The sequence below is a fragment of the Nocardioides carbamazepini genome, assembly GCF_024614185.1.
Taxonomy (GTDB): Bacteria; Actinomycetota; Actinomycetes; order Propionibacteriales; family Nocardioidaceae; genus Nocardioides; species Nocardioides carbamazepini.
This window is the reverse complement of the sequence record NZ_JAHTLF010000018.1, coordinates 754683-779542: the sequence shown is the minus strand read 5'-3', so window position 1 is coordinate 779542 and position 24860 is coordinate 754683. Positions and strand designations below refer to the sequence as shown.

The window sequence follows — 24860 nt, the reverse complement described above, 5'->3', positions numbered from 1 at the left end:
GTCATGTCCGGAAGGCTGCGAGCCACGCGGGGTCGCGAGAGGCGCGATACCTGACCTTGACCACGGCGTGGTACGTCCGCCCCAGCATCGCGGCGGCCTGCTCGACAGTGAGATCGTCGCGGCGCGCGATCTCGACCTCGGCGCCAGTCCATCGTTGCGCGTGCCGGCGCGCAGTGCCTGCGGTGCGCTCCTGTGCCGCGGCCGTCCGCTCGGTCAGCGCAGCGTCCATGCACGCCACGCAGGTGCTGACGCGCTGCCGGTCCCGGCCGAGGACCCGGTACTCCTCACGCCAGCGCAGCTGTCCACACTCAGTGCAGGTGCGGGCGATCAGCCACTCGTCGCGCTCGGGGCGCGGGCGCATCACCAGACCGAGCTTCTCGCGTCGCCCCTGCACGCTGTCGACCGAGCGATCCAGACGCTCAGCGATCTGAGGGGCGCTCAGTCGCCGGTCGAGCACCAGCGCGTCCTCCTCGGCCGACCACGCTCGCACCCGCCGTGGATGCAGACGGTCCCTGACCTCACGCAGCGCGTCGAGGTCGTAGAGCCCGACCCGATTCCCCCCGCCGCCCTCGTACCGCACGGGATCCGGCCACTCGTCCGGCTCCCGGACCATCCACCTGTCGATCGCGGTCCGGCTGCACCCCAGCGCAACACAGGCCTCAGCGCGGGTCACAAGCCGCCGCGCGCTCACTGCTTCCCGAGTGCCTTCCGGATCGTCATCCGATTGACTCGCGTCTGCTTGACGATCGACGCTTCCGAATCGCCCTCTTGGTCGGCCATCAGGATCGCCCCTGTCAGCGCGGCCATCGCTGCTCGCTCAGCCTCCCGTGCGGTCCGCCAGGCGTCGGCAGCGTCCTCCAGCGTGAGATCCCCGAGCGCGAGGGACGTCGCGCCTGCCACGGCGGCGTCCCTTCGTTCGTCGTCCTCATCGGAGTAGCGGCAGGTGATCGCGTCGATGACCCCGGCAAGGTCGTCCTTCTGATCGCCGGTCAGGGTGTCGGCGAAGTCGCCGAGCCAGGCATCCAGCTCGTGGCGCTGCATCTCAGAACCCCGTCGCGCAGGCGAGAGTGAGCGCGGCGTCGCGCTGCTCGGTCGTGATGAGGTCACGGTGCTTGGCGACGTCGAGGAGGTTCGACGCCGAGCCGTGACGGGTGTCGATGAGGGTGGCGGCGTCGTTGATGGCCTCGACGGTGGCGATCCATGCCTCGGCGTCGGTGATCAGGCGGGCGGCGAGCTCGGGCTTGTCGTCGCGCGCCGACCACTTCTCGATGCGGGCGGTGCCCTTGGCGATCCAGGCGGCCTTGATGTCGGTGGCCCAGGTGATCTGCTTCTCGGTGCCGTTCATGTATAGAACTGTACAGATCCGTATATCCCTATACAAGACCAGGAAGGTAAAGACTACGGCCATGGACACCTTGCTCGTCGCCACCCACCTCGTCGCAGCGGCCGGCGGGCTGCTCATCGGCTGGTCGATGCGAGGACGCCGCTCGTAGGGACAGCTGCGGCTACTGGCCGTCGTCGTACGCCGACGGCCACTGCTTGCGCACCGTCACCTCGCTCACACCGGCCTGGAGCCGGCTGTGCGCTCGCGAGGCCAGGGTCTCCATCGCCCGCACGACAGCGGCGGGAGGTTCGTCCGGCTGGCCGACCAGGTAGCCGAAGAGTACGTTCACCGCGGTGGCCTCGGCCGGTGTCATTCGCGCCATCCAGGGAGCCTAGGCGCAGCTCCTCGCACCCCGCAGTGGAACGCCGTCACCGGGCTGCGGGCGGCCGGGCCGGTACGCCGGCGAGCTCGCCGCGGGTGGCCCAGAACAAGATGGCCGCCTCACCGTGCTCGACACCTGGGACGTAGGCGACCAGTGCGATCGGGGTGTACGGAGCGTCCATGGCCAGCTGGAGCACCAGCCCGGGGCAGTACGACGACAGGTGAGGGGGACGCACCCAGACGTGGCGGCTCTCGGCCGTGACGGGCAGCCCGTGGCCATTGGGCCCCGGCGGGTCGAACCGCGGAGTCCCTCGGATGTCTTCGGCCGCGACGATCTCGGTCACCGCGGCGGCCGGTACGCCGGTCGACGGCGTCGTGGCGTCGCGGAGTCGGTGCACGAGTGCCCACCAGGAGCCCTGGTCGTCGCTGAGCCAGTCGAGGAGCAGGCCGGGCGTCTCCAGGCCCGGCGTGTAGGTCGGCCGGACCCAGACATACCGCGACCGGAACCCGCCGCGGGGGCCCGGGGCGAAGCGGTAGAGGCGGCGTCCTGACACGGCATCAGATTAGAACAAGTGTTCGAACACCGTAAGGTGGCCCGGTGATCATCCACGCCGGCCGCCGCCCCCGCACGCCCCACGACCACACCGGCGACCGGGAGATCGTCGAGTGGCCCGTCGAGACCGACGACTACGAGGCGGGCATGGTCGAGGTGCGGGCAGCGGTACCCGAGGGCTGGGTGCTGCTGAGCGTGCGGGTCGATCGCTAGCCGAGCTTGAAGCCCAGGCGCCGCGCCGACCGTTGCCGCTGCCGCTGGGCCCGCAGGCGCCTGAGCCGCCGCACCAGCAGCGCGTCGGCAGCGAGCGCCTCGGGCCGGTCGATCAGCACGTTGAGCACCTGGTAGTAGCGGGTCGCGCTCATGTCGAACTGCTCCCGCACGGCGCTCTCCTTGGCACCGGCGTACTTCCACCACTGCCGCTCGAACTCGAGCATCGCCCGGTCCCGTTCCGACAGCTCGCCGGCCCCCGACATCAGGCAGCCCGCCACGGCGTGACGGCAAGCGGGCCGCCCGGCATGAATGCTCGCCCGCGGTCGTCGAGGTAGACGTGCAGGTGGACAGTGAGATGCGACAGGGGCGTGAAGTGAGGATCACCGGGCTCCGCGGTCGGGTCGACCGCCGCACACGGAAGGTAGGCGCCGAGGATCGCCCGAGCCCAGCCACTGAGGTCGTCGTCAAGCATGGTCGCCGGCTCGCCATCCACGCGCGCCAGGAACGACAGGTGGAGGCCGCTCGCATAGCTCCGACCTGGCCCCAGGTCGACGCCAGGGTCACGCGACGCGGCGATGGAGATCTCTCGCCGGTGGTCGCCAGTCAGCGACGGTGCGCCCCACCTCTTGGGCTGGTGGACGGGCTTCTCGAAGTGGGCCCGGATCTCGTTGACGATCCGGCGGGAGGGAGTCAGCGTCTGAGGCATGCCGGGACGTTAGGTCGGGGGTCCGACACGAGCATGGACGGTGTCCACATAGAGGGGCCCAGAGAGTGCATACTGGGACACGCGATAGCGAAGAACGCGCAGGTCAGAGGCGGTTTTCGCTGATCAGGCGCCGAGCCCGAAAGGGGTTCAACTCCCCCCTCGCGCACGTGTGCAAGTGTGACAGGCCCCGGATCCAAGGATCCGGGGCCTCGTCCATTTCGGTGCCTCCTCCGTCCTGATCCCCGTCGGCCGCTGCCGGTTGCGGAGCGACCAGCGGGGTACCTCGGGGCATCTCAGTTTCCGCCCGACGCGGGCCGAGCCTTCGGTCTGGCAAGCCGGACCGCTCGACCTGTCGTCCCTGAACGGACCAGGCACCGATGATCGACGCGACCCGCACCTTCGCCGGCGACCGGCGGCTCACTTGCACCGGATCGAGGCGACGACCGGCACTCACCGCAGTCCCGGCGCTCGCCCTGACGCTGCTGGCTGCCGGTTGCGGATCGACGGACAGCGCCGCAGCCGAGCGCGCGGCCCACTTCTACGACGCGCTCGCGGCAGGCGACGGCACCACGGCCTGCGCCGACCTCGCACCCGAGGCCCGCAGCTCGCTCGAGCAGCAGGACGGCGTGCCCTGTGCCCAGGCGATCCTCGACCAGGAGCTGGCGGCGCCCTCGGGCAGGGCGGTCACCCGGACGTACGGCGCGATGGCCCAGGTCGACCATCCGGGGGAGACGATGTTCCTCTCCCGCTTCAAGGAGGGCTGGCGGGTGACCGCCGTCGGATGCGCGCCGGCCCACGGCGACCGGCCCCACGAGTGCCTGGTCGAGGTGGGTTGAGATGCGCGCGATGTTCGTCTGCTATCTCGCCGTCATCGTGGTGGGCCTCGCGTACTTCCTCGTCATCGGTCTGGGGAGGTGGTGACGTGCGTCGGCTCACGCCGCACCTCCTCGGCCTGTTCTTCGGTGTGATCTTCGTGCTCGCGCTGGTCGGCCAGGCCTTCGCCGGTTGGCAGGCGCTCAACGCCGAGCAGGCCGCCGACGGTCTGGGAACGCTCTCGCTCGGTCGCTACCTGACGTCCTCGGACTTCGCCGTCGACGTCGCGGAGAACTGGCAGAGCGAGTACCTCCAGTTCCTGCTCTACATCACGGCGACCACGTGGCTGCTCCAGCGCGGGTCCCCGGAGTCCAAGGGCCTCGGCGAGGCCGGACTCGAGTCCGACGAGGAGCAGCGGGTCGGTCGCTTCGCCGGCGAGGACTCGCCGCGGTGGGCAGCGGCCGGAGGCTGGCGCACCACCGTCTTCTCGTGGTCGCTCACGCTGGTCATGGGTGCGATCTTCCTCGGGTCCTGGCTCGCGCAGTCGATCGCCGGGCAGGTGGCTCACAACGAGGACCGGCTGGCCGCGCTGCAGGATCCGCTCAGCTGGAAGGACTATGTGCTGGGCGCCGACTTCTGGTCGCGAACCCTGCAGAACTGGCAGTCCGAGTTCCTCGCCGTCGGATCCATGGCGGTCCTGGCGATCTACCTGCGTCAGCGCGGATCCCCCGAGAGCAAGCCGGTCGGGGCGTCGCACGACGCGACCGGTGTCGAGGGCTGATGCCGTGATGTCCGCAGACGAGCAGGGGTCGACCGGCTCGATGTACTGGGACGGCACCGCCGCCCCCACCCGACCCCACGTGGACGGCGGCGTCAGCGACGTCGTCGTGGTCGGCGGAGGCATCTCCGGCCTGTGCACGGCGCTGTTGCTGGCCAGGGCGGGCCGGCAGGTGGTCCTCCTCGAAGCGGCCCGGGTCGGCGCCCTCGCCTCGGGCCGCAACACCGGGAAGGTGTCGCTGCTGCAGGGCACGAAGCTGTCGAGGCTGCTGAACCACCACCCCCAGGCCGTTGCGGCTGCCTACGTCGAGGGCAACCGGGAGGGCGTCGCCTGGCTTGCCCGGTTCTGCGAGGACCACGGCGTCACGCACGAGCGTCGCGACGCCGTGACCTTCGCCGCGACCGCGGACGAGGTCGGACGGGCCGAGTCCGAGCGGCGCGCCGCTCTCGAGCTGGGGGTGCCGGTGACGTGGCGCGAGAGCCTCGACGTGCCGTTCGAGGTGCACGGTGCCGTGGTCCTGGCCGACCAGCTGCAGCTGGATCCGGCGGCGCTGGTCGCGGCTCTCGCCGCCGAGCTGGAGCGGCACGGCGGCCGCATCGCCGAGGACAGCCGGGTGGTCGATGTCTCGTGGGGTCGCGACCCGGAGGTGCGCACGGCGGACGGGCGCGCCTTCGGCAGCCGTCATCTGGTGCTGGCGACGGGCACGCCGATCCTCGACCGCGGGCTCTACTTCGCGAAGCTAGAGCCGCGCCGCTCGTACCTGCTCGCCTACCGGGGGGCCGATGAGCTGCCGGGGATGATGCTGAGCGCCGGCAGCACGACGTACTCGTTGCGGGACGCACCCGGTGGGACGCTCCTCGTGGGCGGCGCCGGGCACGTCGTCGGTCGCGGTGGCTCCGAGCTCGCGAGACTCGACGAGCTCCGGTCGTGGGCGGAGACGACCTTCCCGGGCATCGTCGAGACCCACGCCTGGTCCGCTCAGGACTACGCCTCCCACGACGGCATCCCGTACGTCGGTGGGTTCCCGCGCGGCTGCGGCCGGGTGCAGGTGGCGACCGGCTACGACAAGTGGGGGCTGTCCAACGGGGTCGGCGCCGCGCTGCGGATCGCCGGGCGCATCCTCGGCTCGCGTCCGTCCTGGGCCCGTCCGCTCGAACGGCGGATCACGCGTCCCGCGGCCGCCGCGTCCGTCGTACGCCGCAACGTGGAGACCGGTGCCGTCGCGACCGCCGCCCTGGCGCGGGCCGTCGCGCATCCCGTGTCGCCGGCCGAGGAGTCCGACCGCGGCGACGTCGGGAGGGTGGGCTGTGATCCGCGCCCGGTCGGCGTCGCCGACGGGCGTGCCGTCCGGGCCGTCTGCACGCACCTCGGCGGGACGCTGCGGTGGAACGACGTCGAGGGCTCGTGGGACTGCCCGTTGCACGGCTCCCGGTTCACCGAGGACGGCGAGGTGATCGAGGGTCCGGCCGTCAACCCGCTGTCTCCGGCGGGCTGACCTCGGCCTCGGGCGTGGCCGTGGATCAGGGTCCGGGCGGGAGCCGTCGCTTGTGGGCGGTCCTGCGGTAGGCGCTCTCGATGACGCCTCGCGCCTGCTCGCTGACCTCCCGGCCCACCAGGTAGGCGTCGATCTCGGCGTACGTCACGCCGTGCGCGACCTCGTCGGGGAGCGCCGGCCGCAGCTCCTCCAGGTCGGCGGTCGGCACCTTGTCGACCAGGTGCGACGGCGCGCCGAGTGCGCGCCCGATGTCGCGCACCCTCGACTTGGTGAGGCCGAGCAACGGACCTACGTCGAACGCGCCGTCGCCGTACTTGGTGAAGAAGCCCATCACCGCCTCCGCCGCGTGATCCGTGCCCACCACCAGGGCGCCGAGCCGCCCGGCGACGGCGTACTGCGCGACCATCCGCTGTCGGGCCTTGATGTTGCCCTTGACGAAGTCCGCGACCTCCGGGGGCGCATCGTCGGAGCCGGTCGCCCGGTGGAGCGCGTCGACGGCGGGCTTGATGTCGACCGTGATCGTCTCCGTCGGCTCGATGAACGCGAGGGCGGCCGCCGCGTCGGCCTCGTCGCCCTGGACGCCGTAGGGCAGCCGCATCGCGGTGAACGCTCGGCCGGTGCGCGCGCAGGCGACGCTTGCCAGTCGTCCGGCCACGGTGGAGTCGACGCCGCCGCTGACGCCCAGGACGAGTCCCGACGCGCCGGACTGTTCGAGGTAGCCGGCCAGGAAGCCGATCCGGCGTTCGGCGTCGGCCGACGCCTCGAACACCGCGGCGACTCCGAGCGCGGCCCGGATCGAGTCCTGGCTGGTCACTGGGTGCCTCCCACGCTCTCCACCTCTCGCCCAGGGCGGTACGACGTCGGTGGGCCCGGAGATCCGTCGACCTCCCGGACCCGGCGTCCCTCCTCCCTACCCGCGTCCGATCGCCGGATACCCGCCTCCTCCGCGACTCCGACGTGCACCCGGCCGCGCTCAGAACCTCGCTGGGGTGACCGGATCGTCGGCGAGCAGGCCGAGCAGCCGGGCCTTGAGCACGACTTCCTCGCGGGAGCGGGCGTCGAGCTTGCGGCGCAGGCTGGCCAGGTGGGTGCGGGTGGTGTTGACCGACACGAAGTTGGCCTTCGCGATGTCGGGGAGGGACAGGCCGGAGGCGAGGTCGACCAGGAGGTCCCGCTCCCGTCTCGTCACGGTGACCAGGTCCACCGACTTCGGGTAGATCTCGGTGATCCCGCGCCGGTCGAGGACGTCCAGCAGCTCGGCGAGGGCGGGTACGTCCGTGACCAGGTCGTCCAGGATCGACCGGGGGACGGTGGCCAGGGCGCGGTACGCGCCCTGCTCGAGCACCCGCGCGGCCGCCCGGCGCGCGGCGGTCACCGCGCCCGGCCGGTCGTCGTTCGCGGACCGGGCAGCCGTGATCAGCACCAGGGCCTCGGTCCTCGCGCGGGGACTGGTGCTCTCGTCCTGGACGACGGTCTCCGCGACGGTCAGCGCGGCAGCCGGATCCCGGGCGAGCAGGAGGACGCGGGCCCGGAGCACGCGGGCCGCGCCGGCGACGTCCGGTGCGCCGGTGAGCTCGGTCAGGGCCTGGTTCGCCTGTCCCATCGCGAGGTGGACCTCGGCCCGGAGCAGCGGGACCAGGGCCGCCGCCAGTCCGGTGCGGGACAGCGCCTCGCGCTGGGTCGCGAGGGTGTCGGCGAGGCAGCGCCGTGCCTGCGCGGTGTCGCCGCTGGTCAGCGCGTGGCGGACGTGGATCCAGAGGAGGATCGACCACTGCTCGCCCCGCTGGGTGGGATGGGGTGTCGCGGCGAGGTGGAGGTCGGCCTGGGGGTCGAGGCCGTCGACCGCCACGATCGCCCGCACCGCGGGGAGGTTCGACTCCACGAACCGGTCGACCCACAGGTCCGGTCGCCGACCGGCCGCCTCGGCCTCCTTCCGCCAACCCGCGCCGGCCGCGTGGTCACCGCGGAAGGCGTCCATCAGCGCGAGCTTGCCGGCGGTGCCGCGCGCGACGAACCCGTAGGGGTCGCGGGCGCGGTGGGTCCAGGCGTTGAGGAAGTAGGTGCGCGCGGTCGCCAGGTCACCGGCCAGCTGGGCGGTGATCCCGGCCTGCAGGTACCAGTAGGGCAGGATCCGGCCCTTGTCGCCGTACCAGGGGTACACACACGCCTCCGCGAGCGGGGTGGCCGCCCGGACGATCGCCATCGCGTCGTCGAAGCGCCCGAGCCGCCGTCGGGTGACCAGCGGCAGAAGGGCCTGGCGCAGCCGGACGTCGCCGTCGCGGGTGAACTCGGCCTCGGCCTCCTCTGCCGTGCGGGGCAGCCGGACCCGGGTGGTGCCGATGGGCAGGCGCCCGATGTCCTCGAACCGGAACGCCAGGCCGGGCAGGGACGAGGCGAGTTCCACAGGGAGCTCGGCCGTGACCTCGAACATCGTTGCGGCGTAAGGACCGTGGGCCAGGTCGACGCCCCACCGGTCGATGATCCGGCCCAGCCGGGTCGGGTCGCCGAGCGTCCGGGCGGCCGTGAGACCGCAGTCCAGCCGCCCCGAGTCGAGGCGGAGGTCGGACTGCCGCTCGAGCAGAGCGGTGACCCGGTCCGGCCGCTCGCGGCGTAGGACGTCTCGCATGCTCGTGCCCCGGACGGGCGAGGCGAGCGTCACGACCGAGTCGTCGGCCGCGAGCAGGAGGTGCCCGTCGTCGATGGCCCGCAGGGCCGCGGCCGTCGTGTCCGGGCCGCCGAGGTCGTCGAGCTCGGCGATCTCGGTCGGTCCGAGCACCGCGACGATCTCGATCACGTCGCGGACCGGGGGATCGGCGTCCAGCACGGGTGCTCCTTGGGTGCCGGTCCCCGTCCATTCCCGTCGTGCGGGCGACCGGGACCTGAGCCGCCCCAGACCGCGTCAAGGCTATCTCCCGGAGGTCCCCGGCGTGCCCGATTCCGGTCCGCGGGCAGTCTCTCGAACCTCGTGCGCGATGACCGATCGGGCGCTAGCGTGCGGCAGCGACCCTGTCGCGTCCGTCTGGGGCAGGAGATCCGTGGACACCGAGCAGCGCCTGAGTCGCACCACCGTCGCGGCCCTCTGCATCACCGAGTTCTGCGCCCTCGGGGCGCTCGTCATCCCGCTCGTGGTCGGGTTGAGCCTCCTGGTGCGCGGGGTCGACTCCGGGATCTCGCTCGAGGCCCGGTTGAGCTGGGTCGAGACGGCCGGAGCGCTGACGGCGATGTCGCTCAACCCGGTCTGGGGCTGGCTGAGCGACCGGACCGTGCGCCGGCGCGGCAACCGCACCCCGTGGATCGTCGGCGGCACGGTCCTCGGCTGCGCGGCGGTGGTGACGGCGACCTATATGACCACCCTGCCGGCGCTGGTCCTGGTGTGGGCATGCGCGCAGATGTCCTACAGCGCGGCCTTCGCGGCCCTCTACGGGACGCTCTCCGACGTGGTGCACCCGGCCGATCGGGCCCGGGTGTCCGGCTGGTTCGCCGCGGCCGCGACGGGTGCGATCAGCTTCGGGGGCCTCGTGGGCTACGCGCTGCTCACCGGGCACCTCGGCGTCGCCCTGAGCGAGCCGCGGGTCGCGTTCGTGCTGCTCGCCCTCGTCGCTGTCCCGGTGGCGCTCGTCGCGTGCCGGCACCTGCGGACCCTCACGCCGCGGCCGCGCCCCGTCGAGCCCGTCGAGCCCGCGTCCGCCCGGGCCACGGCCGGCACCGGGGTGCGCGGCGTGGTCCGGTCCCTGGCGGGCGCCGGGGCGCCGTACTGGTGGCTGTGGCTGCAGCGGCTGTTCGCGCAGGCCTCCTACAGCTGCCTGACCGTGTACGGCGTCTTCTTCCTCATCCGGCGTGCGGGACAGGAGGCCCACGACGCCGCGTCCATGGTCGCCCTGGTGACGGCGATCGGCGCCGCGCTCGGCATGACCATGGCGGTCGGCGGCTCCCGGGCCCTGGCCCGCCGGGTCGGCTACCGCCCGGTCATGGCCGGCGGCATCCTGCTCCTGCTCGGCGCCAACGTGCTGCTCGCCCTGTCGACCAGCACGACCGCCTTCGTGGTCGCCCTCCTGTGCGCCGGCACCGGCCTCGGGACGTACGTCGCCCTCGACCTCGCTGTGGCGCTGACCGTGCTCCCGGCGACCGCGAGCGGGCGCTTCCTCGGCTACTTCAACATCGCCCGGACCCTGCCGCAGTCGATGGTCCCGGCGCTCGGGCCGATCTTCCTGGCGCTCGGGACCGGCGACCTGCTCGGCGCCGACCGGTCACGCAACTACTTCGCGTTCTTCGCCTTCGGCAGCGCGCTCTCCCTGGTCGCGCTGGCGCTCCTCGCGCGGCTGACGGTGCCGGACCATCGCGCCGAGGACAGGGCGCGGGCGAGCGTCGCCTGACGGGGTGAGATGCGGGATGAGGTTGTCGCCTCATCCGTGTCCCGGGGCGCGCTGGGTCGATTCTCTACCTGCGACGAGCACGACCGTCTGGGGGGACGCCGGCTCGCCACGCCGTCATGCCCCCAGGTGGAAGGTCTCATGCCATGAACAGGTTGCTGCCCGGACGCGGGTCGACGGAGCGTGCCCTCGCGCGTCCCCGCGTACCGCTCGTCGTGACGATGGTGATCGCCCTCGTCACGGCAGGTCTCGGTCTCCTGTGGCCCTCGTCGGCGTCGGCCGCGGGGTCGGGCGTGCTCGACATCGTGATCACGCCGGTCGACCTCAGCAACGGCGCGACCATCACCGACATCGAGGACGGCACGCACGACAACAAGGTCACCTATCGGGTGCAGTACTCCTGCACGACCGCCGCGTGCGACGGCACCCAGGTGCAGTTCTCGACGCCGCCGGTCGACCCGCACGGGCTGCTGCCGGCGGGCCAGTTCATCTTGATGTACGGCTCCTGGGTGCAGCCCGGGGCCGGTGGCACCATCGGCGGCACCGACGCGACCGGCAAGGTCGTCGACCTCGGCAACCTGGCCGCCGGCACGTCGGGCACGTTCTCGGTGACCTACGGCTACCAGGCCTCGCGCAACCGGGAGATCCCGAACGGCTCGTTCTACCCCGAGGGCACCTCGGTGCCGATGTCCGCGACGATCAGCTCCGACTCCGCGACCGGCCCCAAGACCTCGAACAGTGCCGTCACCTGGCACATCGGCACCCCGGCCGGGCCGACCTCCGGCCTGGGCACCTCGAACCCGACCTTCGACACCGACGTCCAGGAGTCGTACCGGATCGCCGTCAACCCCGGCAACATGCGCACCAACCCCGGTGCGAACGTCGCTGGTGACGCGTCGTTGATCGCCACGGGCAACTACAAGATCGTCTACACGGTCCCGGCCGAGGCCGTGATCGACGAGGCCAGCGACGACGGTGTCATCGACAACGTCAACCACACGGTGACCTGGACCAAGGGCTCGGTGGCGAGTCCGTCGTACGGCGCCCGCGGTGGCTGGGGCCTCGCTGCGCTCAGCGGCTTCAACAGCGGCGGTGCGGCGACCAACAACGGCCTGGTCGGCCCGGCCGACGCGGCCACCTGGGGCCCGCGGACCGTCAAGGTCACCTTCCCGGGCAGCAACTTCCCCGAGGCGGACCCGACCGGCTGCAACTTCGTCAAGGACGTGACGTCGAGCCTCGCGGTGACGGTCAACTACCTCGACAGCGCCCGCACGCAGAAGACGCTCAACCGCGACCTGACCACCAAGGTCGCCTGCACCAACCCGTTCGGCGGGATCCTGACGGCCAAGACCGTCTCCAACGGCGTCACCACCAATGAGGGTGACGGCGACCTGGGCGGCGGCATCCTCGCCGTCAACACCCCCGCTCCGGGTGAGGCCGACGCCGGCAACTGCGAATGGCGGGTCTCGGCCGGCAACGTCGGCAACGTCGACGCCACCGTCGTGATCGACGAGCCGAACCTCGACCAGGACCACATCAAGGTGCAGCGGATCATCGCCTACCAGTACGCCGGCGCCCCCGCCGGCTGGGAGGCCACCGTCGACTGGGTCGACAACACCGGAGCCACCGGCACCGCCCAGCTGGGCAACGCCGCCTTCGTCGACGCGCAGCCGGGCCGCTGGTTCGTCAGCGCGCGCACCACCGCGCCGCTCCCGGCCGGCCGGATCCTGCCCAGCGACAACACCGCGACCACCATGCAGATGGGCTACCGCTTCAAGGTCGACGACGGGGCCATCCCGCTGACGGGCGAGGAGCGGACCAACACCGCGAACGTCTCGATGTCCTACCCGGCCGACGCCGACGGTGATGGCAGCCCGGACGACTACACCGACCTCCAGGGCCAGCCCCTGCCGACGCGTCAGGTCGAGCAGGCGCGCTCGCGCACGGTCCGCTACACCCAGCCGCTGGCCACGGTGACCCCGGGCTTCGTCGGCACCCCCGTCGTCGACGGCGGGGGCAACCCGATGCCGGGCACCGAGGTGACCTTCTCGATGCGCGCACTGACCTCGAACGTCTGGCCCGGTACGTCGGTCCAGCCGCAGCTGGTCTTCCTCGCTCCGGTCGGCTGGGAGGTCGTCCCCGGGAGCGCGTCGTTCACCGGTGCGGGCACCGGCGTGACCGCGACCGCCCCGGCGGGCGTCACCTACGCCTACCGCACCGTCACCATCGGCGGCGAGCAGCGCTCGGTCGCGGTCGCGACCTACCCGAGCGCGGTCGCGCTGAGCTCGGCGACCAACGACTACTGGCCGACGCTGTCGGTCAAGGCGAGGCCGACCCTGGCGGCGGTGCCCGGTGTGCAGCCGATCGGTGCGGTGTGGGCCGGCGACCAGAGCGGCACCTGGCGCGACGCGACCGGCCAGGGCTTCGTGTCCGGGCCGAACCAGTTCCGGGTGACCGCGCTGGCCGCCGACGCCGGTGACGTCGACGCGGACGGGGACACCACCGAGGAGTACGCGGCCCAGACCACCGCATTCAATCTCGCCGTCGGCGCCTCCGACGGACTGAGCGTCGTCAAGGAGCTCTGCGTCCCGGACGACAGTGCAGCCGACGGCTGCGCGTGGGTCGCCGACCCGACGCAGGTCCACGAGATCCCGGTCGCCGAGTCGAGCGTGAAGTACCGGATCACACTGCGCAACGCGGGCAACACGACGCTCCACGACGTCGTCGGGTACGACGTCCTCCCGTACGTCGGCGACACCGGCCTGCTGGCGAACCCGCCGGCCCGCGGCTCGCAGTTCGACCTGCTCGTCGACTCGGTCGAGTCGAGCTCCGCGAACCTGTTGCTCAGCTACTCGGCCTCGACCAACCCGGCGCGCCCGGAGGTCAACCCGGGTGCGGCGGGCACGGTGAACGACTGGGGTGCCGGTGCCGCGGGCAAGAAGGCGATCCGGATGGCCGTCGACGGCGACCTGGCCGCGGGGGCGACGGCCGAGGTGGTCCTGGTGGCCGCCGTGGCACCGGGCTCGCCGACCAACAAGACCGCCTGCAACACGGTCGCGGCGGACTCGAACGAGACCCTGCCCGCCGAGCCGCTCGCGGTGTGCGTCATCCGCGCGGCCGGGGAGCCGGGTCTCACGCTCGACAAGACCGCAGCCATCACGACGGACAACGGAACACCGGGCGTGGCCGACGAGGGTGACGTGATCACGTACACCTTCACGACCGACAACACGGGCAACGTCCCGCTCGCCGACGTCTCGATCGACGACCCCAAGGCCGGTCTGTCGGCGATCATGCCGGCGAGCGTGGCCACGGTGGCCCCGGGCGACGACGCCGAGTTCACCGCGACGTACACGGTGACGCAGACGGACGTCGACAACGGCACGGCGATCACGAACACCGCCACCGCCGAGGCCACCGACCCGAACGACGGGGATGTCGTGTCGCCGCCGGACTCGACGTCGACGAACGTCGCCGCGGCGACGCCGAGCCTGCTGACCGACAAGGAGGCCGAGCTCGACGACGCCAACGGCAACGGTGTCGCGGACGAGGGCGAGACCATCGCGTACACGTTCACGGTGCGCAACGACGGCAACGTGACGGTCACCGGCGTCTCGGTCGACGATCCGATGGTGTCGGGCATCGTGCCGGCGTCGGTGACGCTCGCGCCGGGTGGCTCCCAGACGTTCACCGCGGACGACTACGTGGTGACGCAGACCGACATCGACAACGGTGGCCCGATCGTGAACCGTGCCTCGGCATCGGGGACCGGTCCCGACGGTGGGGACGTGACCTCGCCGGAGGACACCACGTCGACCGACACCGTCGAGCCCGACCCGGGTCTGGCCGTGGAGAAGTCCGCGCAGCTGACGACCGACGAGGGGACGGCAGGCGCGGCGGACGAGGGCGACGTGATCACCTACTCGTTCGAGGTCACCAACACGGGCAACGTGACGATGACGAACGTCGCGATCGACGACGTCCTCCCGGGCCTCTCGCCGACCAGCCCGCTGCAGGTGGCGACGCTGGCGCCCGGTGCGGACACGACGTTCACGGCGACCTACACGGTGACGCAGGCCGACGTGGACGCCGGTACGCCGGTGCACAACTCGGCCGTCGCCGAGGGCAGGGCCCCCGACGGCGCGACGACGACCTCGGTCCCGGACACGACCGACACCGCCGTCGTGGCGGCCGACCCCGGCCTGGCGATCGACAAGACCGCCATGCTGGGCGACGCCAACGCCAACGGCACCGCCGACAAGGGCGAGGTCATCGCCTACACGTTCACGGTGACCAACTCCGGCAACGTGACGCTGAGTGGCGTGAAGGTCACCGACCTGCTGGCCGGCCTCACGGCCGTCAGCCCGGTGAGCGTCGCGACGCTCGCCCCGGGTGCGGACGCGGTGTTCACCGCGTCGTACACGACGACCCAGGCCGACGTGGACCGTGGCGGCTCGATCGACAACTCCGCCACGGCGGCGGGGAACGCCCCGAACGACGACCCGGTGACCTCGGACCCCGACACGACCGGCACCAACCTGGTGCCGGGCGCGCCCGGGATCGTGCTGGACAAGAAGTCGGTGCTCGACGACACCAACGGCAACGGCAAGGCCGACGTGGGCGAGGAGATCGCCTACACGTTCGAGGTGGAGAACACCGGGAACGTGACGGCCTCGAACGTCGTCGTGACCGACCCCGAGGTCTCCGACATCACGCCTGCCAGCGCGACCATCGCCCCGGGCGACACGGTGACGTTCGCCGCCGACCCGTACGTGGTGACGCAGGGCGACGTCGACGACGGGGTGGTGCGCAACGTGGCGTCTTCGGCGGCGACGGTGCCGGGCGGTGCGACCGTGACCAGCGAGGACGTGGACGAGGTCGACACCGTCGAGGCGCACCCGGACCTGGCGGTCGTGAAGTCGGCGGCGATCACGCTCGACGCGGCCACGGCCGGCAAGGCGGACGTGGACGACGTGGTCACCTACACCTTCACGGTGACCAACAACGGCGGCGCGACGGCGTTGGACGTGTCGGTGAGCGACGCGCTGCCGGGTCTGTCGCCGGTGTCGCCGGCGACGGTGGCGTCCATCGCGCCGGGCGCGTCGGTCGACTTCACGGCGACGTACACGGCCAAGCGGTCCGACGTCGAGCGCGGCTCGATCGAGAACACCGCGGCGGTCACCGGGCGGGGGCCGGTCCGTGGCGGGGTGACGCCTCCGGCGGTGACCCTGCCGTCCAACGAGGTCACGACCGCGACCGGTGGGCTGGGTGCGCCGAGCATCACCACGGTCGCCTCGGACAAGAAGGTCGCGATGAGTGTCGGCAAGGGTGGTGTGCCGGAGCCGGCGCGGCTGCACGACATGGTCACGATCAGTGGCCTGGTCGTCGGTGGCGACACCGTGGGCACCGCGACGTTGTACGGGCCGGTCGCGAAGGTGTCGGACGCGATGTGTGTGCCGGGCAAGGCGGTCGCGTCGGTGAGCTTCGCCCCGGTGAACGGGACCGTGCGGACGCCGTCGGTGAAGGTCTCGGAGCCGGGCTACTACACCTGGGTCGTCTCTACGTCCGCGGACCGGCGCAACGATGCGGCGTCGCATGGGTGTGGCCTGGCCTCGGAGACGACGCTGGTGCACCGGGCCGAGGTCGGCAAGGTGAAGATCGAGACCGGGTACGCCGGCACCGAGGGCGCGACGGCCCGCAAGGTCCGTCCGAGCAAGGTGTCGATCCCCGGGATCGGGATGAAGGCCAAGCTCACCACCGTGGGCGTCCGCAAGGGCTCGATGGTGATCCCGCAGGACGTCGCGCGAGGCGGCTGGCTGCAGGGCTCCGCGGCGCCGGGCGAGGTCATCGGATCCAGCGTGATCGCCGGCCACGTGTCGGACCGCGCGGACCGGCCGGGTGCGTTCGGGAAGCTGCACAAGGCGAGGAAGGGTCAGGTGATCAAGGTCCGCGCCGCGAACGGCACGGTCCACAGGTACCGGATCGCGAGTGTCCACACCCAGCTGCGCAAGAAGGGCTTCGCGGGCGCGGAGGTCTCCACGACCGGGGAGCACCAGCTGACCCTGGTGACCTGCACCGGCAAGGTGACCTATGCCAACGGTCGCTATCACTACACGAAGAACCTCGTGGTGATCGCGACGCCGATCGGCTGACCCCAGCGGCGATACCCCACCGATGGCGGTCGGCGACGGAGACGTCGCTGGCCGCCGTCGGCTGGCTTGGCGATCAGAGTCGACGCCAGGGACCGCTGGACGGGCGCGTGGAGGAGCCGGCCCGAGGCAGGGTCAGGACAGACTGAGCTTCAGGGACTTGAGGTCGTCGCGGCTGAGCGCGCGGGCCCGCTCCGGATCACGGGCGACGATCGCCTCCAGAACCTGCGCATGGGCGCCGTGGTCCTCGTCGCTGCCGAACTCGTGGTGGATGCGGAGCATCTCCACCATCGCCTGACGCTGCCGCGGAGTGAAGTCGTCGAACAGCCCGACGAGGATCTCGTTGTGCGAGGCACTGAGGATGCTGCGGTGGAACGCGAGGTCAGCGTCCACGAGCTCCTCGATCGTCGACCGGGCCCCCGCCCGATGCTCCAGGGCGCTGCGCATCCGCCGGATGTCCGACGGCGTACGTCGCTCCGCCGCCAGCGCCGCGGCCTCGCTCTCGATGGAGATCCGGGCCTCGAGCACAGTCGTGATGTCGACCCGGCGCAGCACGAGGTCCCAGTCCTCGTCGACGTCGAGCGAGACCACGAAGACGCCGGCGCCCTGGCGCGTCTGCAGCACGCCGAGGCCCGCCAGCTGCCGGATGGCCTCGCGCACGGTCGACCGGCCGACGCCGAGCTGAGGCCCCAGGGTGGTCTCGGCGGGAAGCTTGGCGCCCAGCGCCCACTCGCCCGAGCGGATGCGCTCGAGCAGGGCCTCGGCGACCTGGTCGGCCAGGGAGTGTCGGCGGACGGGTGGCACGAAGAACAACCTTACTCCTCTACTTGTCTGAGGAGTCTGAGTGTCGGGTCAGGTGTGTGTCCGGCTGACCCGCCCGCGTCCGGGCTCAGCCGCCGGGCTGGGGCTCGGCGAGGCCGCGGAGGCGGGCGACCTCGGCCCGCGACCGGTCCACCGCCTCCGCTCCCGCGCCGTCCGCGCCGTCCGGGTCGTTCGTCGCCCGCGCCAGGTCGTGGGTGAGGTCGAGGATCGCGTGGCGTAGGTGCTTGCGGGCCCGTCGGGTGTGGTGTTGAGGGCCGGCCCTGCGGTAGGCCTTGGCCGACTTCCTGTCGACCACGCTCTCCACCTCCTCGGCGGTGACCACGCCGGCGACCACCTCGGGGGCGAGGATGTCGCGGACGAACTGGTGCTCGCGGGGGGCGGCCGCGCGGAAGGCGGCCCGGAGGATCACCATCGCGAGGAGGATGGACCCGAGCATGACGCCGATCATCTGGAGCCCGTTGCCGTTGCCGAGCCCGCCGGCGTCGTCCCAGGTGAAGTGCAGGAACATCCCGGCGAGGACGAGGGCGAGCCCGCGTCCGACCCGACGCTCCTGCGCGACGGTGCCGAGCAGATAGATCGCGCCGCTGCAGACGAGGGCGCTGAAGAGCGGGTGGGACACGAAGCTGACGGCGATCCGGGTGAAGGAGATCTGGACGGCGTTGCCCACCGGGTCGGTGCCGAACGCAGTGGCCGTGCTGTTGGCGGCGTAGAGGAAGTCCTCGAACGCGGCGAACCCGAGCCCGACGAAGGCGCCGATGATCAAGCCGTCGTTGGCGGTGCGCACCAGGCGTGGCGCCAGTCCCATGATGAGGACGAAGCCGCAGAGCTTGGCCGCCTCCTCGGTGAACGGCGCCGTGAAGCCGGCGGCCCAGTCGGCGGTCCAGGCCTGCCCGAAGAGCTTGGCGTAGATGCTGAGCATGGCGGTGTTGACGGTCATGGCGAACGCGAACGTGGCAGGGACCGCACCCCAGATCAGGGCCGCGACCACGAGACCACGGGGTTGCCGCTCCCAGCGGTCGATGTGGTGGAACCACAGCGCCCAGGCGGCGCCGCACAGGCCGCACAGGACGGCGCCGGTCGCGAACGCCTCGGCGTAGAAGCCGACCTTGGGCCCGAAGAAGGACCAGACCTGGAAGACGCCGATGCCGGTCAGCGCCAGGTAGACCCAGAAGCAGAGGTTCTGCGGCTGGAAGAAGGTGAACCGCTCCCCCCAACCCGAGAGCTCCAGCGCCTCGGCCCGACGACGCTCGGCCTCGACCATCGGATCGGCCGCGGGATCGGTCGCCCGGCCGGTCATGATTCGCTCCCCTCGGAGGCGGTGCCGGAGCCGGTGCTCGGATCGACGGCATGGATGCTGGTGATCATGGCGTGGACCCGCTCCGCGGCTGCCTTCAGCTGCACCGGCGGGCCGTAGGCGGTGACCTTGATGCCGGTGCCGTCGATCACGAAGGCGGCGATCAAGCCGTCGCCGCGGACGCTGCTGTAGGACTGGAGGACGCCGACCTCGCCCGACATCGTCGAGACCGTGCTCGCCTTCCCGTCGACGCGGAAGCTCGGGTCGTCGGTCGCGCTGGTGACCTTCTGGATCTGGGCGAGCAACTCGGTGGGAGTGCCGTCGAAGGAGTCCGGCGCCACGGTGAGGACCACGCCGCCGCCGGTCAGGGCCGCCCCTCCGCTCCGGCCAGCCGGCTCACCGTGCGGCGCACGGAAGCCGCTCTGCACGTTCCAGCCGGTGGCCGGAGTGAAGACGATGCGTTCCGACAGCGCCAGCTGGTCGCCCGCCGCGACGGGGTCGTCCCAGTTGATGGCCTTGTCGATGCGCGGCACCACCACCGTCGCCACGAGGAAGATCGCGAGGACGGAGAACGCGTAGGGGAATCCCCGCCTGTCGAGCCCGAGGAAGCGGTGCTCCACCGGCACCCGGAACCTGCGTGAACCGGCCTCCATCGAGCACGACCCCTCTCGACGTGGGCCCGGATGCCCCTCGCCGCGGACCACTCTAGGCGTCGGTCGTCGTCGCGACGTCGTGAAGCAGATGGTCGACCGTCTGGCGCAGGCTGCTGTCGGTGAGCTGGCCGTTCCGGCTGACCTCGGTGATGTGCTCCGCGATCTCTCGGACCTTGACGTTCTTGTTGCGCGACCACCAGCGCAGCATCGCGAAGGCCTGGTCCGGGTCCAGGCCGTAGGCGAGCATCAGGCTGCCCTTGGCCTGCTCGATCGTCGCCCGGTGCTCCGCGGAGGCCGCGACCGCCTCCCGCGCCTCCTTGCTCGTGGCCTGGGCGAAGTCATGGGTCAGGTCGACGTAGTAGCCGTCGAGCTGCTTGACGGGTACGCCGTCCGCCCCGGCGTCGTCCTCGCACACGCCGCCCTCGCACACCAGCACCACCCGGCGCTCCACCCCGTCCGCCGCGTTCAGCCGGTAGCAGACGCTGAACGGCTTGCCCGTGAGCGTCGCCTGCAACAGCACGTTCGCGACCCGGGCCCGGTCCTCCGGGTGCTTGCACTCCAAGACGTAGTCCGTCGTGGGGGCACCGTCGTCCGGTTCGAGGCCGTGGATGCGGTAGACCTCGTCGTCCCAGGTCCATGCCTGCCTCGTCACGTCGTAGACGAACCGCCCGACCCGCGGCGTCCCCTGACTCCTGGTCACTGTCTCCTCATTCCCTCTCGGCGCTGTCGTCGCCCTCGGCACGCTTCTCGATCGCGTCCCGGGCCGGCACGCCGGCCTGGGCGGACGAGAGGATGTCGCGAGCAACCTCGGTGATCGACAGTCCGGACACGCGCTCCAGCTCCCTGAGGCGCAGGTAGGCCGCCGACATGTCCAGGTTCTCCTGCACGGCCAGGACACCCTTGGCCTGCTCGATCACAGCCCGCATCTCGAGCGCGGCCCGCACCAACCGCCGCGCGGCCGTCGGCGTGATGGGCTCGGAGTTCACGATGAACAACGCCAGCATGTCCGCGAACACCTGGGTCTCGGCCTGGACCGTGTCGACATCGTCGGGCTGCGCGGTCCAGAACAGGTTGAGGCCGCCCAAGGCGGTGCCCCGCCACCGCAGGGGCGCCGCGAGCACGTACTCGTACTCGGTGGTGGCCATCAGCATCCCGATGGTCGGCCACCGCTGTGCCACCTCGGTGCGGGTGAAGCCGAGCGGGCCCTGGCTCTCCAGGCACGCCACGCACGGCCCCTCACCCGAGAACGCCTGGTAGGTCTCGAGGGCGACGGCGGAGTGCGACGTCGCCGACAGCAGCTCGAGCTCGCCGGCGTCGGTGAGCACCAGCAGGCCGCCGGCGTCGGCGTCGGCCACGGCGACCGCCTCGCTGGTCGTCCGGACCAGCATCCCCGGCAGGTCGTAGTCCTGCAGCAGAGCCGCCGAGAACTCCGCGAGGTTGGTCAGGAAGTCGGATCCAGTCATGACAGCGCACCGATCAATGGGGGGTGAAGGTCAACCGGCGTTCGACGACGGCCGCCGCGATCTCGGACAAGGTGGCCTGCTGGCCGTAGGCATGGGCACGGAGCACCGCCAGCGCATCGTCGGGACTGATGTGCAGCTGGGCGACGACCATCCCGGTCGCTTGATGAACCTGCGCCCGCGACGCCCAAGGACCGGAGTTGAACGAGGCCGTGTCGCCGGCCTCGCCGATGAGCGCCGCACCGACCACGTTCGCGAGGAACTGGAGCTGGTCCCGGCCCAGCGTCAACCGCCGGTGGTCACTCCGGTCGTCGTACAGCGTGATCACACCGAGCACCTCGCGCTCCGGATGCATCGGCACCGCGTGGATCGTGGCGGCGTCGACGACGTCCTGGGACGCCTCGACGAAGATCGACCATCGCGACGAGCTCGAGCCGGGAACCGCGCACACCTCGATCTGACCGGACCGGGCCGCGCTGTGTCCGGGACCCTCGCCCAGCACGTCCTGGAGATCCTCCAGTCTGCGGGCCACCTCGCTCGTCGTGCACAAGGTCACCCGGTTCGCCCTCGCATAGTCGACCGTCAGGGCTGCCGCACCGGCACCGGCGAGGTCCCGGTACGCGGCACACATCCGGGCGCTCAGCGGCTGGCCCGGGTCCCGGGTGGCCACCGACTCGGTCAACCGGTGGAGCAGATCGCCGAAGTGCGCCACGCCCCGCCTCCTGCCCGACTCTGCCGTCGCCGCACGACCATCCTAGATCCGTTCGGCACGGTTGCGTCCGCCCGATGCTGGGGCGACCCGGACGGCTGTCGTGCCCGCGTCGGGCGCCGCCGGCCGGGGACGGGGGCCTGCTCTGCCGTGCCGGCCGTCGGTGATCCGGCGTCAGGGCAGTAGGGTGCGCCCCTGCCACGTCCCGTGCTCCGACAGCGGCCGGAACCGCATGAACGCCGACTCGTGGTGGAAGTCGCGTCGCCGCTGCTCGGCCATGGCCACCGTGTGCGACGGCGCCTCGACGACGTCGTCCCGGCGGCCGTGGACCATCGAGGTCATCTCCCGGACGCTGGTCCAGATCGAGAACGTCGAGAAGGTGCGGGGCGGGCGCATCGCGGCGGTGGAGAACACGGCGGCCGGGTGCCCGGCGACGAGGCGCTCGACCGGCCGTCCCCAGTGCAGGAAGCGGGGCAGCTCGGGCAGGCGGAGCCGGGCGAGCGTCACGGCGACGACCGGCTCGTCCTGGTCCCAGTCGCCCGCGCGACGGGGCAGCGGGGCGAGAGCGGCCACCTCGCCGTACCGCCGCAGGTACTGCAGTCGCACGTGCCAGCCGGCGGCGAGGCGACGCCCGAACGGGTCGGTGCCGAGGTAGCGGTCGAGGGCGGACGCGTCGTCCCAGGCCGCGAACACGGCGAGCCGCCGCAGCTGGAGCCGTTCGGGCGACACGATCGGGGACCCGAGCCGCATCATCGCCAGGCACTCGGCGTGCCGCAGCCCCGGGACGTCGTCCGGGGGCCGCAGCAGCGCACGCGCCGTCACCGTCGCGGGCAGCTCCGCGAGGTGGAAGGAGTGCAGCACCGGGTCATTGAACCAGGGCCGGCGCCGGTGCCGGGGCGGTGGCGCCCGTCGGGAGCGCGGTCCGCCGCGGCCAGGCGCGCTCGCCGAGCAGGATCAGCACGGCCGGCAGGATGACCAGCCGGATCACCGTGGCGTCGATGAGGATCGCGGCGGCGAGGCCGACGCCCATCATCTTCATCTCCATCATCGACAGGGTGGCGAAGATGGCGAACACGGAGACCATGACCGCGGCGGCGCTGGTGATCACGCCGGCGGTGTCGGCGATGCCGCGGTGGACGGCATCGCGGGCGGGCAGCCCGCGGTCGATGAGCTCGCGGATCCGGCTGAGCACGAACACGTGATAGTCCATCGACAGGCCGACCAGGACGACGAGGACGAAGATCGGGATCCACTCGATCACGAAGCCGGGACTGGTGAAGTCGAGCAGGCCCTCGCCGACGCCGTGCTGGAAGACGACTGACAGCAGGCCGAAGGCGACGCCGACCGAGGCCAGGTTGAGCACCGTCGAGACGATGCCCAGCAGGACGCTGCGGAACGCGAGCATCATCATCACCATGGTCAGCAGCAGCACGAACCCCAGCAGCAGCGGCATCCGCTCGGTGCGCAGGTCGAGGCGGTCGAGCGACTCGGCGGCACCGCCGCCGACGGCCCACGAGCTGTCGGCGCCGAGGCCGTCGAGGGCGGCGGGGGCGAGGTCGGCGCGGAGCCGTTCGATCGCCTCGGTGGCGCGGTCGTCGGACTCCTCGTAGGGCAGCGGGAGGTCCACGACCGACGTACCGCCGTCCGCGGAGGTGCGCACCTCGGCGCCCTCGGCCGCGAAGTCGTCGCCGGCACCGGCCGCGGCGGCGAGCTCCTCGAGAGCGGATCGGGCCGCGGCGGGCTCGGCGCCGGTGACGACGACCTGCGCGGCGGTGCCCTCGGCCGGGAACGCCTTCGTGATCGATCGGAGTGTCTGCACGGCCGGGATGTCGGCGGGCAGCGTCTCGATGCCGGCCTGGTGCGTCTTCATCCCGAACGCGGGTACGGCGAGCGCGATGATGCCGATCGACGAGACGACGAGCGCGACGACGGGGTGCCGGACCACAGGCCCGAGGATGCGGCCGCTGATCGTGCCGGTGCGGACCCGGCGCGTCAGGCGCCACAGCAGCGGCAGCCGCGGCCGGTCGACCCAGCGGCCGAGCTTGACCAGGAGCGCCGGCAGCACCGTGAGCGAGCCCAGCACGGCGACCGCGACGACGAGGATGGCGCCGGTGGCCAGCGAGTTGAAGGTGACGTCGGAGAGCACGAACAGGCCCGCGAGCGCGGCGATCACGGCACCACCGGACACCAGGATCGCGTGACCCGAGGTCTCCGCGGCGATGGCGACGGCGTCGAGCGTCGAGCGTCCGGCGGCTCGCTCCTGGCGTTCCCGCTTGAGGTAGAACAGCGAGTAGTCGACACCGACCGCCATGCCGATCAGCACGACCATGCTGAGCACGGTCGACTCGGCCGGCACCAGCCAGGAGATCGGCGCACTGATGCCGATCGTCGCCGCGACGCTCGTGGCGGCGAGCAGCACCGGCAGGCCGGCGGCGATCAGCGCGCCGAACGCCAGCAGCATCAGGATCAGCGTGATGGGGAGGCTGATGAACTCCGCGGAGCGCAGGTCCTCGCCGACCCGTTCGCCGATCGCCTCGTCGATGGTGACGTCACCGGCCTGGGCGATCACCAGGTCCGGGTGGGCGTCCTGGACGGCGGTGGTCACGTCGAGCAGCGGCGCGGCGTCGACGTCGTCGGCGGTCAGCTCGACGGGGACGAGCAGGGCCGTCCCGTCCGCGCTGGGGACGGCGTCGCCGACCCCGGCCACACCTGGCACCGTCCGCATCCGCTCGGCGATCTCGGCCGCCGCGGCGCTGCCCTCCGCGCCGTCGAGGGCGCCGGAGCGGGCACGCACCAGCACGCTCTCCGACGGGGGCTGATCGAGCCCGGCCTGCTCGATCAGCGCGCCGGCGCGCCCGGACTCGCCGATGCGGTAGTCGGCGTCCTCGACCTCGTTGGTGGGGATGGTCGCGGCGAGGCCGACGGCGAGGACCACGAACGCCAGCCAGGCGCCGATCGCGCGCCACGGGTGGGTGGCGCTCCAACGGGCGGCCCGGGTGGGCAGCGCGCTCAGGGAGAGGGACATGAGGGCTCCTGGGAGGTGAGAGGGAGGATGGATCCAGCCTCTCGACGCACGCGCCCACGGTCAGGGGTGGAGCGTCCCGTCCGGTTGTGGTGTCTGCACCACTGTCCGGGCAGAT

At 71.9% G+C, this 24860-nt stretch carries 23 protein-coding genes; 6 read left to right on the top strand and 17 right to left on the bottom strand.

What is annotated here, in order from left to right; genetic code table 11:
* Position 1: 1 nt before the first annotated feature.
* From KVF89_RS22380 to KVF89_RS22360, 5 genes are all read right to left on the bottom strand, one after another.
* Positions 2 to 613, bottom strand: a complete 612-nt coding sequence (locus KVF89_RS22380) for a hypothetical protein (protein ID WP_257428767.1) — start codon at positions 611 to 613, stop codon at positions 2 to 4.
* Positions 614 to 687: 74 nt separating this feature from the next.
* Entirely contained in the window at positions 688 to 1041 is a 354-nt protein-coding gene (locus KVF89_RS22375) for a hypothetical protein (protein ID WP_257428766.1), read from the bottom strand.
* A 1-nt stretch (position 1042) separates the two neighbouring features.
* Positions 1043 to 1345: a hypothetical protein gene (locus KVF89_RS22370; protein WP_257428765.1), complete on the bottom strand. Its 303-nt coding sequence runs from the start codon at positions 1343 to 1345 to the stop codon at positions 1043 to 1045.
* A gap of 160 nt (positions 1346 to 1505) precedes the next feature.
* Positions 1506 to 1706: a hypothetical protein gene (locus tag KVF89_RS22365; protein ID WP_257428764.1), complete on the bottom strand. Its 201-nt coding sequence runs from the start codon at positions 1704 to 1706 to the stop codon at positions 1506 to 1508.
* Between the two features lie 46 nt (positions 1707 to 1752).
* Positions 1753 to 2259 carry a hypothetical protein gene (locus KVF89_RS22360; RefSeq protein ID WP_257428763.1) on the bottom strand — a complete coding sequence of 169 codons (507 nt, stop codon included), beginning with the start codon at positions 2257 to 2259 and terminating at the stop codon, positions 1753 to 1755.
* Positions 2260 to 2303: 44 nt separating this feature from the next.
* Between KVF89_RS22360 and KVF89_RS22355 the strand changes: the two genes are divergently transcribed.
* Positions 2304 to 2471 carry a hypothetical protein gene (locus KVF89_RS22355; RefSeq protein ID WP_257428762.1) on the top strand — a complete coding sequence of 56 codons (168 nt, stop codon included), beginning with the start codon at positions 2304 to 2306 and terminating at the stop codon, positions 2469 to 2471.
* Here the strand turns inward: KVF89_RS22355 and KVF89_RS22350 are convergent.
* Both KVF89_RS22350 and KVF89_RS22345 read right to left on the bottom strand, forming a co-directional pair.
* Positions 2468 to 2734, bottom strand: a complete 267-nt coding sequence (locus KVF89_RS22350; RefSeq protein ID WP_257429177.1) for a DUF3263 domain-containing protein — start codon at positions 2732 to 2734, stop codon at positions 2468 to 2470. The two genes, KVF89_RS22355 and KVF89_RS22350, sit on opposite strands and share 4 nt — an antisense overlap.
* Positions 2734 to 3177, bottom strand: coding sequence for a hypothetical protein (locus KVF89_RS22345; RefSeq protein ID WP_257428761.1), 444 nt, complete (start codon positions 3175 to 3177; stop codon positions 2734 to 2736). Before KVF89_RS22345 ends, KVF89_RS22350 begins: the two co-directional genes overlap by 1 nt.
* A gap of 377 nt (positions 3178 to 3554) precedes the next feature.
* Here KVF89_RS22345 and KVF89_RS22340 point away from each other — a divergent pair, with 377 nt between their 5' ends.
* From KVF89_RS22340 to KVF89_RS22330, 3 genes are all read left to right on the top strand, one after another.
* Complete coding sequence (locus KVF89_RS22340) at positions 3555 to 4013, top strand: hypothetical protein (protein WP_257428760.1); 459 nt, start codon at positions 3555 to 3557, stop codon at positions 4011 to 4013.
* Between the two features lie 86 nt (positions 4014 to 4099).
* A complete protein-coding gene (locus tag KVF89_RS22335) occupies positions 4100 to 4771 on the top strand; it encodes a DUF6766 family protein (RefSeq protein WP_257428759.1) in 672 nt (223 codons plus the stop codon).
* A 7-nt stretch (positions 4772 to 4778) separates the two neighbouring features.
* Complete coding sequence (locus KVF89_RS22330) at positions 4779 to 6263, top strand: FAD-dependent oxidoreductase (RefSeq protein WP_257428758.1); 1485 nt, start codon at positions 4779 to 4781, stop codon at positions 6261 to 6263.
* A 25-nt stretch (positions 6264 to 6288) separates the two neighbouring features.
* Here KVF89_RS22330 and nadE read toward each other — a convergent pair whose 3' ends face one another.
* Entirely contained in the window at positions 6289 to 7077 is a 789-nt protein-coding gene (gene nadE, locus KVF89_RS22325) for an NAD(+) synthase (protein WP_257428757.1), read from the bottom strand.
* 159 nt (positions 7078 to 7236) lie between these two features.
* Complete coding sequence (locus tag KVF89_RS22320; protein ID WP_257428756.1) at positions 7237 to 9087, bottom strand: helix-turn-helix transcriptional regulator; 1851 nt, start codon at positions 9085 to 9087, stop codon at positions 7237 to 7239.
* Between the two features lie 211 nt (positions 9088 to 9298).
* On the opposite strand from KVF89_RS22320, the gene KVF89_RS22315 reads away from it, so the two are divergent.
* Positions 9299 to 10636 (top strand): MFS transporter, encoded by a 1338-nt coding sequence (locus tag KVF89_RS22315; RefSeq protein WP_257428755.1) that lies wholly within the window; start codon positions 9299 to 9301, stop codon positions 10634 to 10636.
* 143 nt (positions 10637 to 10779) lie between these two features.
* Positions 10780 to 16785 carry a CLIPPER-2 domain-containing protein gene (locus KVF89_RS22310; RefSeq protein ID WP_257428754.1) on the top strand — a complete coding sequence of 2002 codons (6006 nt, stop codon included), beginning with the start codon at positions 10780 to 10782 and terminating at the stop codon, positions 16783 to 16785.
* Positions 16786 to 16917: 132 nt separating this feature from the next.
* On the opposite strand, the gene KVF89_RS22305 is transcribed toward KVF89_RS22310, so the two are convergent.
* The 8 genes from KVF89_RS22305 to KVF89_RS22270 all read right to left on the bottom strand — a co-directional run bounded on the left by KVF89_RS22305 (position 16918) and on the right by KVF89_RS22270 (position 24745).
* A complete protein-coding gene (locus tag KVF89_RS22305) occupies positions 16918 to 17586 on the bottom strand; it encodes a FadR/GntR family transcriptional regulator (protein ID WP_257428753.1) in 669 nt (222 codons plus the stop codon).
* Positions 17587 to 17671: 85 nt separating this feature from the next.
* Positions 17672 to 18901 carry a PrsW family intramembrane metalloprotease gene (locus tag KVF89_RS22300; protein WP_257428752.1) on the bottom strand — a complete coding sequence of 410 codons (1230 nt, stop codon included), beginning with the start codon at positions 18899 to 18901 and terminating at the stop codon, positions 17672 to 17674.
* On the bottom strand, positions 18898 to 19551 hold the full coding sequence (locus KVF89_RS22295; RefSeq protein WP_257428751.1) for a hypothetical protein: 654 nt from the start codon (positions 19549 to 19551) through the stop codon (positions 18898 to 18900). The genes KVF89_RS22300 and KVF89_RS22295 overlap by 4 nt, the downstream gene beginning before the upstream one ends.
* 52 nt (positions 19552 to 19603) lie before the next feature.
* Complete coding sequence (locus tag KVF89_RS22290; RefSeq protein WP_257428750.1) at positions 19604 to 20251, bottom strand: PAS and ANTAR domain-containing protein; 648 nt, start codon at positions 20249 to 20251, stop codon at positions 19604 to 19606.
* A 7-nt stretch (positions 20252 to 20258) separates the two neighbouring features.
* Positions 20259 to 21014, bottom strand: a complete 756-nt coding sequence (locus KVF89_RS22285) for an ANTAR domain-containing protein (protein WP_257428749.1) — start codon at positions 21012 to 21014, stop codon at positions 20259 to 20261.
* A 13-nt stretch (positions 21015 to 21027) separates the two neighbouring features.
* A complete protein-coding gene (locus tag KVF89_RS30480; RefSeq protein ID WP_257428748.1) occupies positions 21028 to 21723 on the bottom strand; it encodes an ANTAR domain-containing protein in 696 nt (231 codons plus the stop codon).
* Positions 21724 to 21894: 171 nt separating this feature from the next.
* Positions 21895 to 22581 (bottom strand): hypothetical protein, encoded by a 687-nt coding sequence (locus KVF89_RS22275; protein WP_257428747.1) that lies wholly within the window; start codon positions 22579 to 22581, stop codon positions 21895 to 21897.
* A gap of 4 nt (positions 22582 to 22585) precedes the next feature.
* A complete protein-coding gene (locus tag KVF89_RS22270; RefSeq protein ID WP_257428746.1) occupies positions 22586 to 24745 on the bottom strand; it encodes an MMPL family transporter in 2160 nt (719 codons plus the stop codon).
* Positions 24746 to 24860 lie beyond the last annotated feature (115 nt).

Bases quoted from the DNA above. Each gene is read 5' to 3' on its own strand.
- KVF89_RS22380 (WP_257428767.1), bottom strand. From the start codon at position 613: ATGGTCCGGGAGCCGGACGAGTGGCCGGATCCCGTGCGGTACGAGGGC.
- KVF89_RS22375 (WP_257428766.1), bottom strand. From the start codon at position 1,041: ATGCAGCGCCACGAGCTGGATGCCTGGCTCGGCGACTTCGCCGACACC.
- KVF89_RS22370 (WP_257428765.1), bottom strand. From the start codon at position 1,345: ATGAACGGCACCGAGAAGCAGATCACCTGGGCCACCGACATCAAGGCC.
- KVF89_RS22365 (WP_257428764.1), bottom strand. From the start codon at position 1,706: ATGGCGCGAATGACACCGGCCGAGGCCACCGCGGTGAACGTACTCTTC.
- KVF89_RS22350 (WP_257429177.1), bottom strand. From the start codon at position 2,734: ATGTCGGGGGCCGGCGAGCTGTCGGAACGGGACCGGGCGATGCTCGAG.
- KVF89_RS22345 (WP_257428761.1), bottom strand. From the start codon at position 3,177: ATGCCTCAGACGCTGACTCCCTCCCGCCGGATCGTCAACGAGATCCGG.
- KVF89_RS22340 (WP_257428760.1), top strand. From the start codon at position 3,555: ATGATCGACGCGACCCGCACCTTCGCCGGCGACCGGCGGCTCACTTGC.
- KVF89_RS22330 (WP_257428758.1), top strand. From the start codon at position 4,779: ATGTCCGCAGACGAGCAGGGGTCGACCGGCTCGATGTACTGGGACGGC.
- KVF89_RS22310 (WP_257428754.1), top strand. From the start codon at position 10,780: ATGAACAGGTTGCTGCCCGGACGCGGGTCGACGGAGCGTGCCCTCGCG.
- KVF89_RS22300 (WP_257428752.1), bottom strand. From the start codon at position 18,901: ATGACCGGCCGGGCGACCGATCCCGCGGCCGATCCGATGGTCGAGGCC.
- KVF89_RS22295 (WP_257428751.1), bottom strand. From the start codon at position 19,551: ATGGAGGCCGGTTCACGCAGGTTCCGGGTGCCGGTGGAGCACCGCTTC.
- KVF89_RS22285 (WP_257428749.1), bottom strand. From the start codon at position 21,014: ATGACTGGATCCGACTTCCTGACCAACCTCGCGGAGTTCTCGGCGGCT.
- KVF89_RS22270 (WP_257428746.1), bottom strand. From the start codon at position 24,745: ATGTCCCTCTCCCTGAGCGCGCTGCCCACCCGGGCCGCCCGTTGGAGC.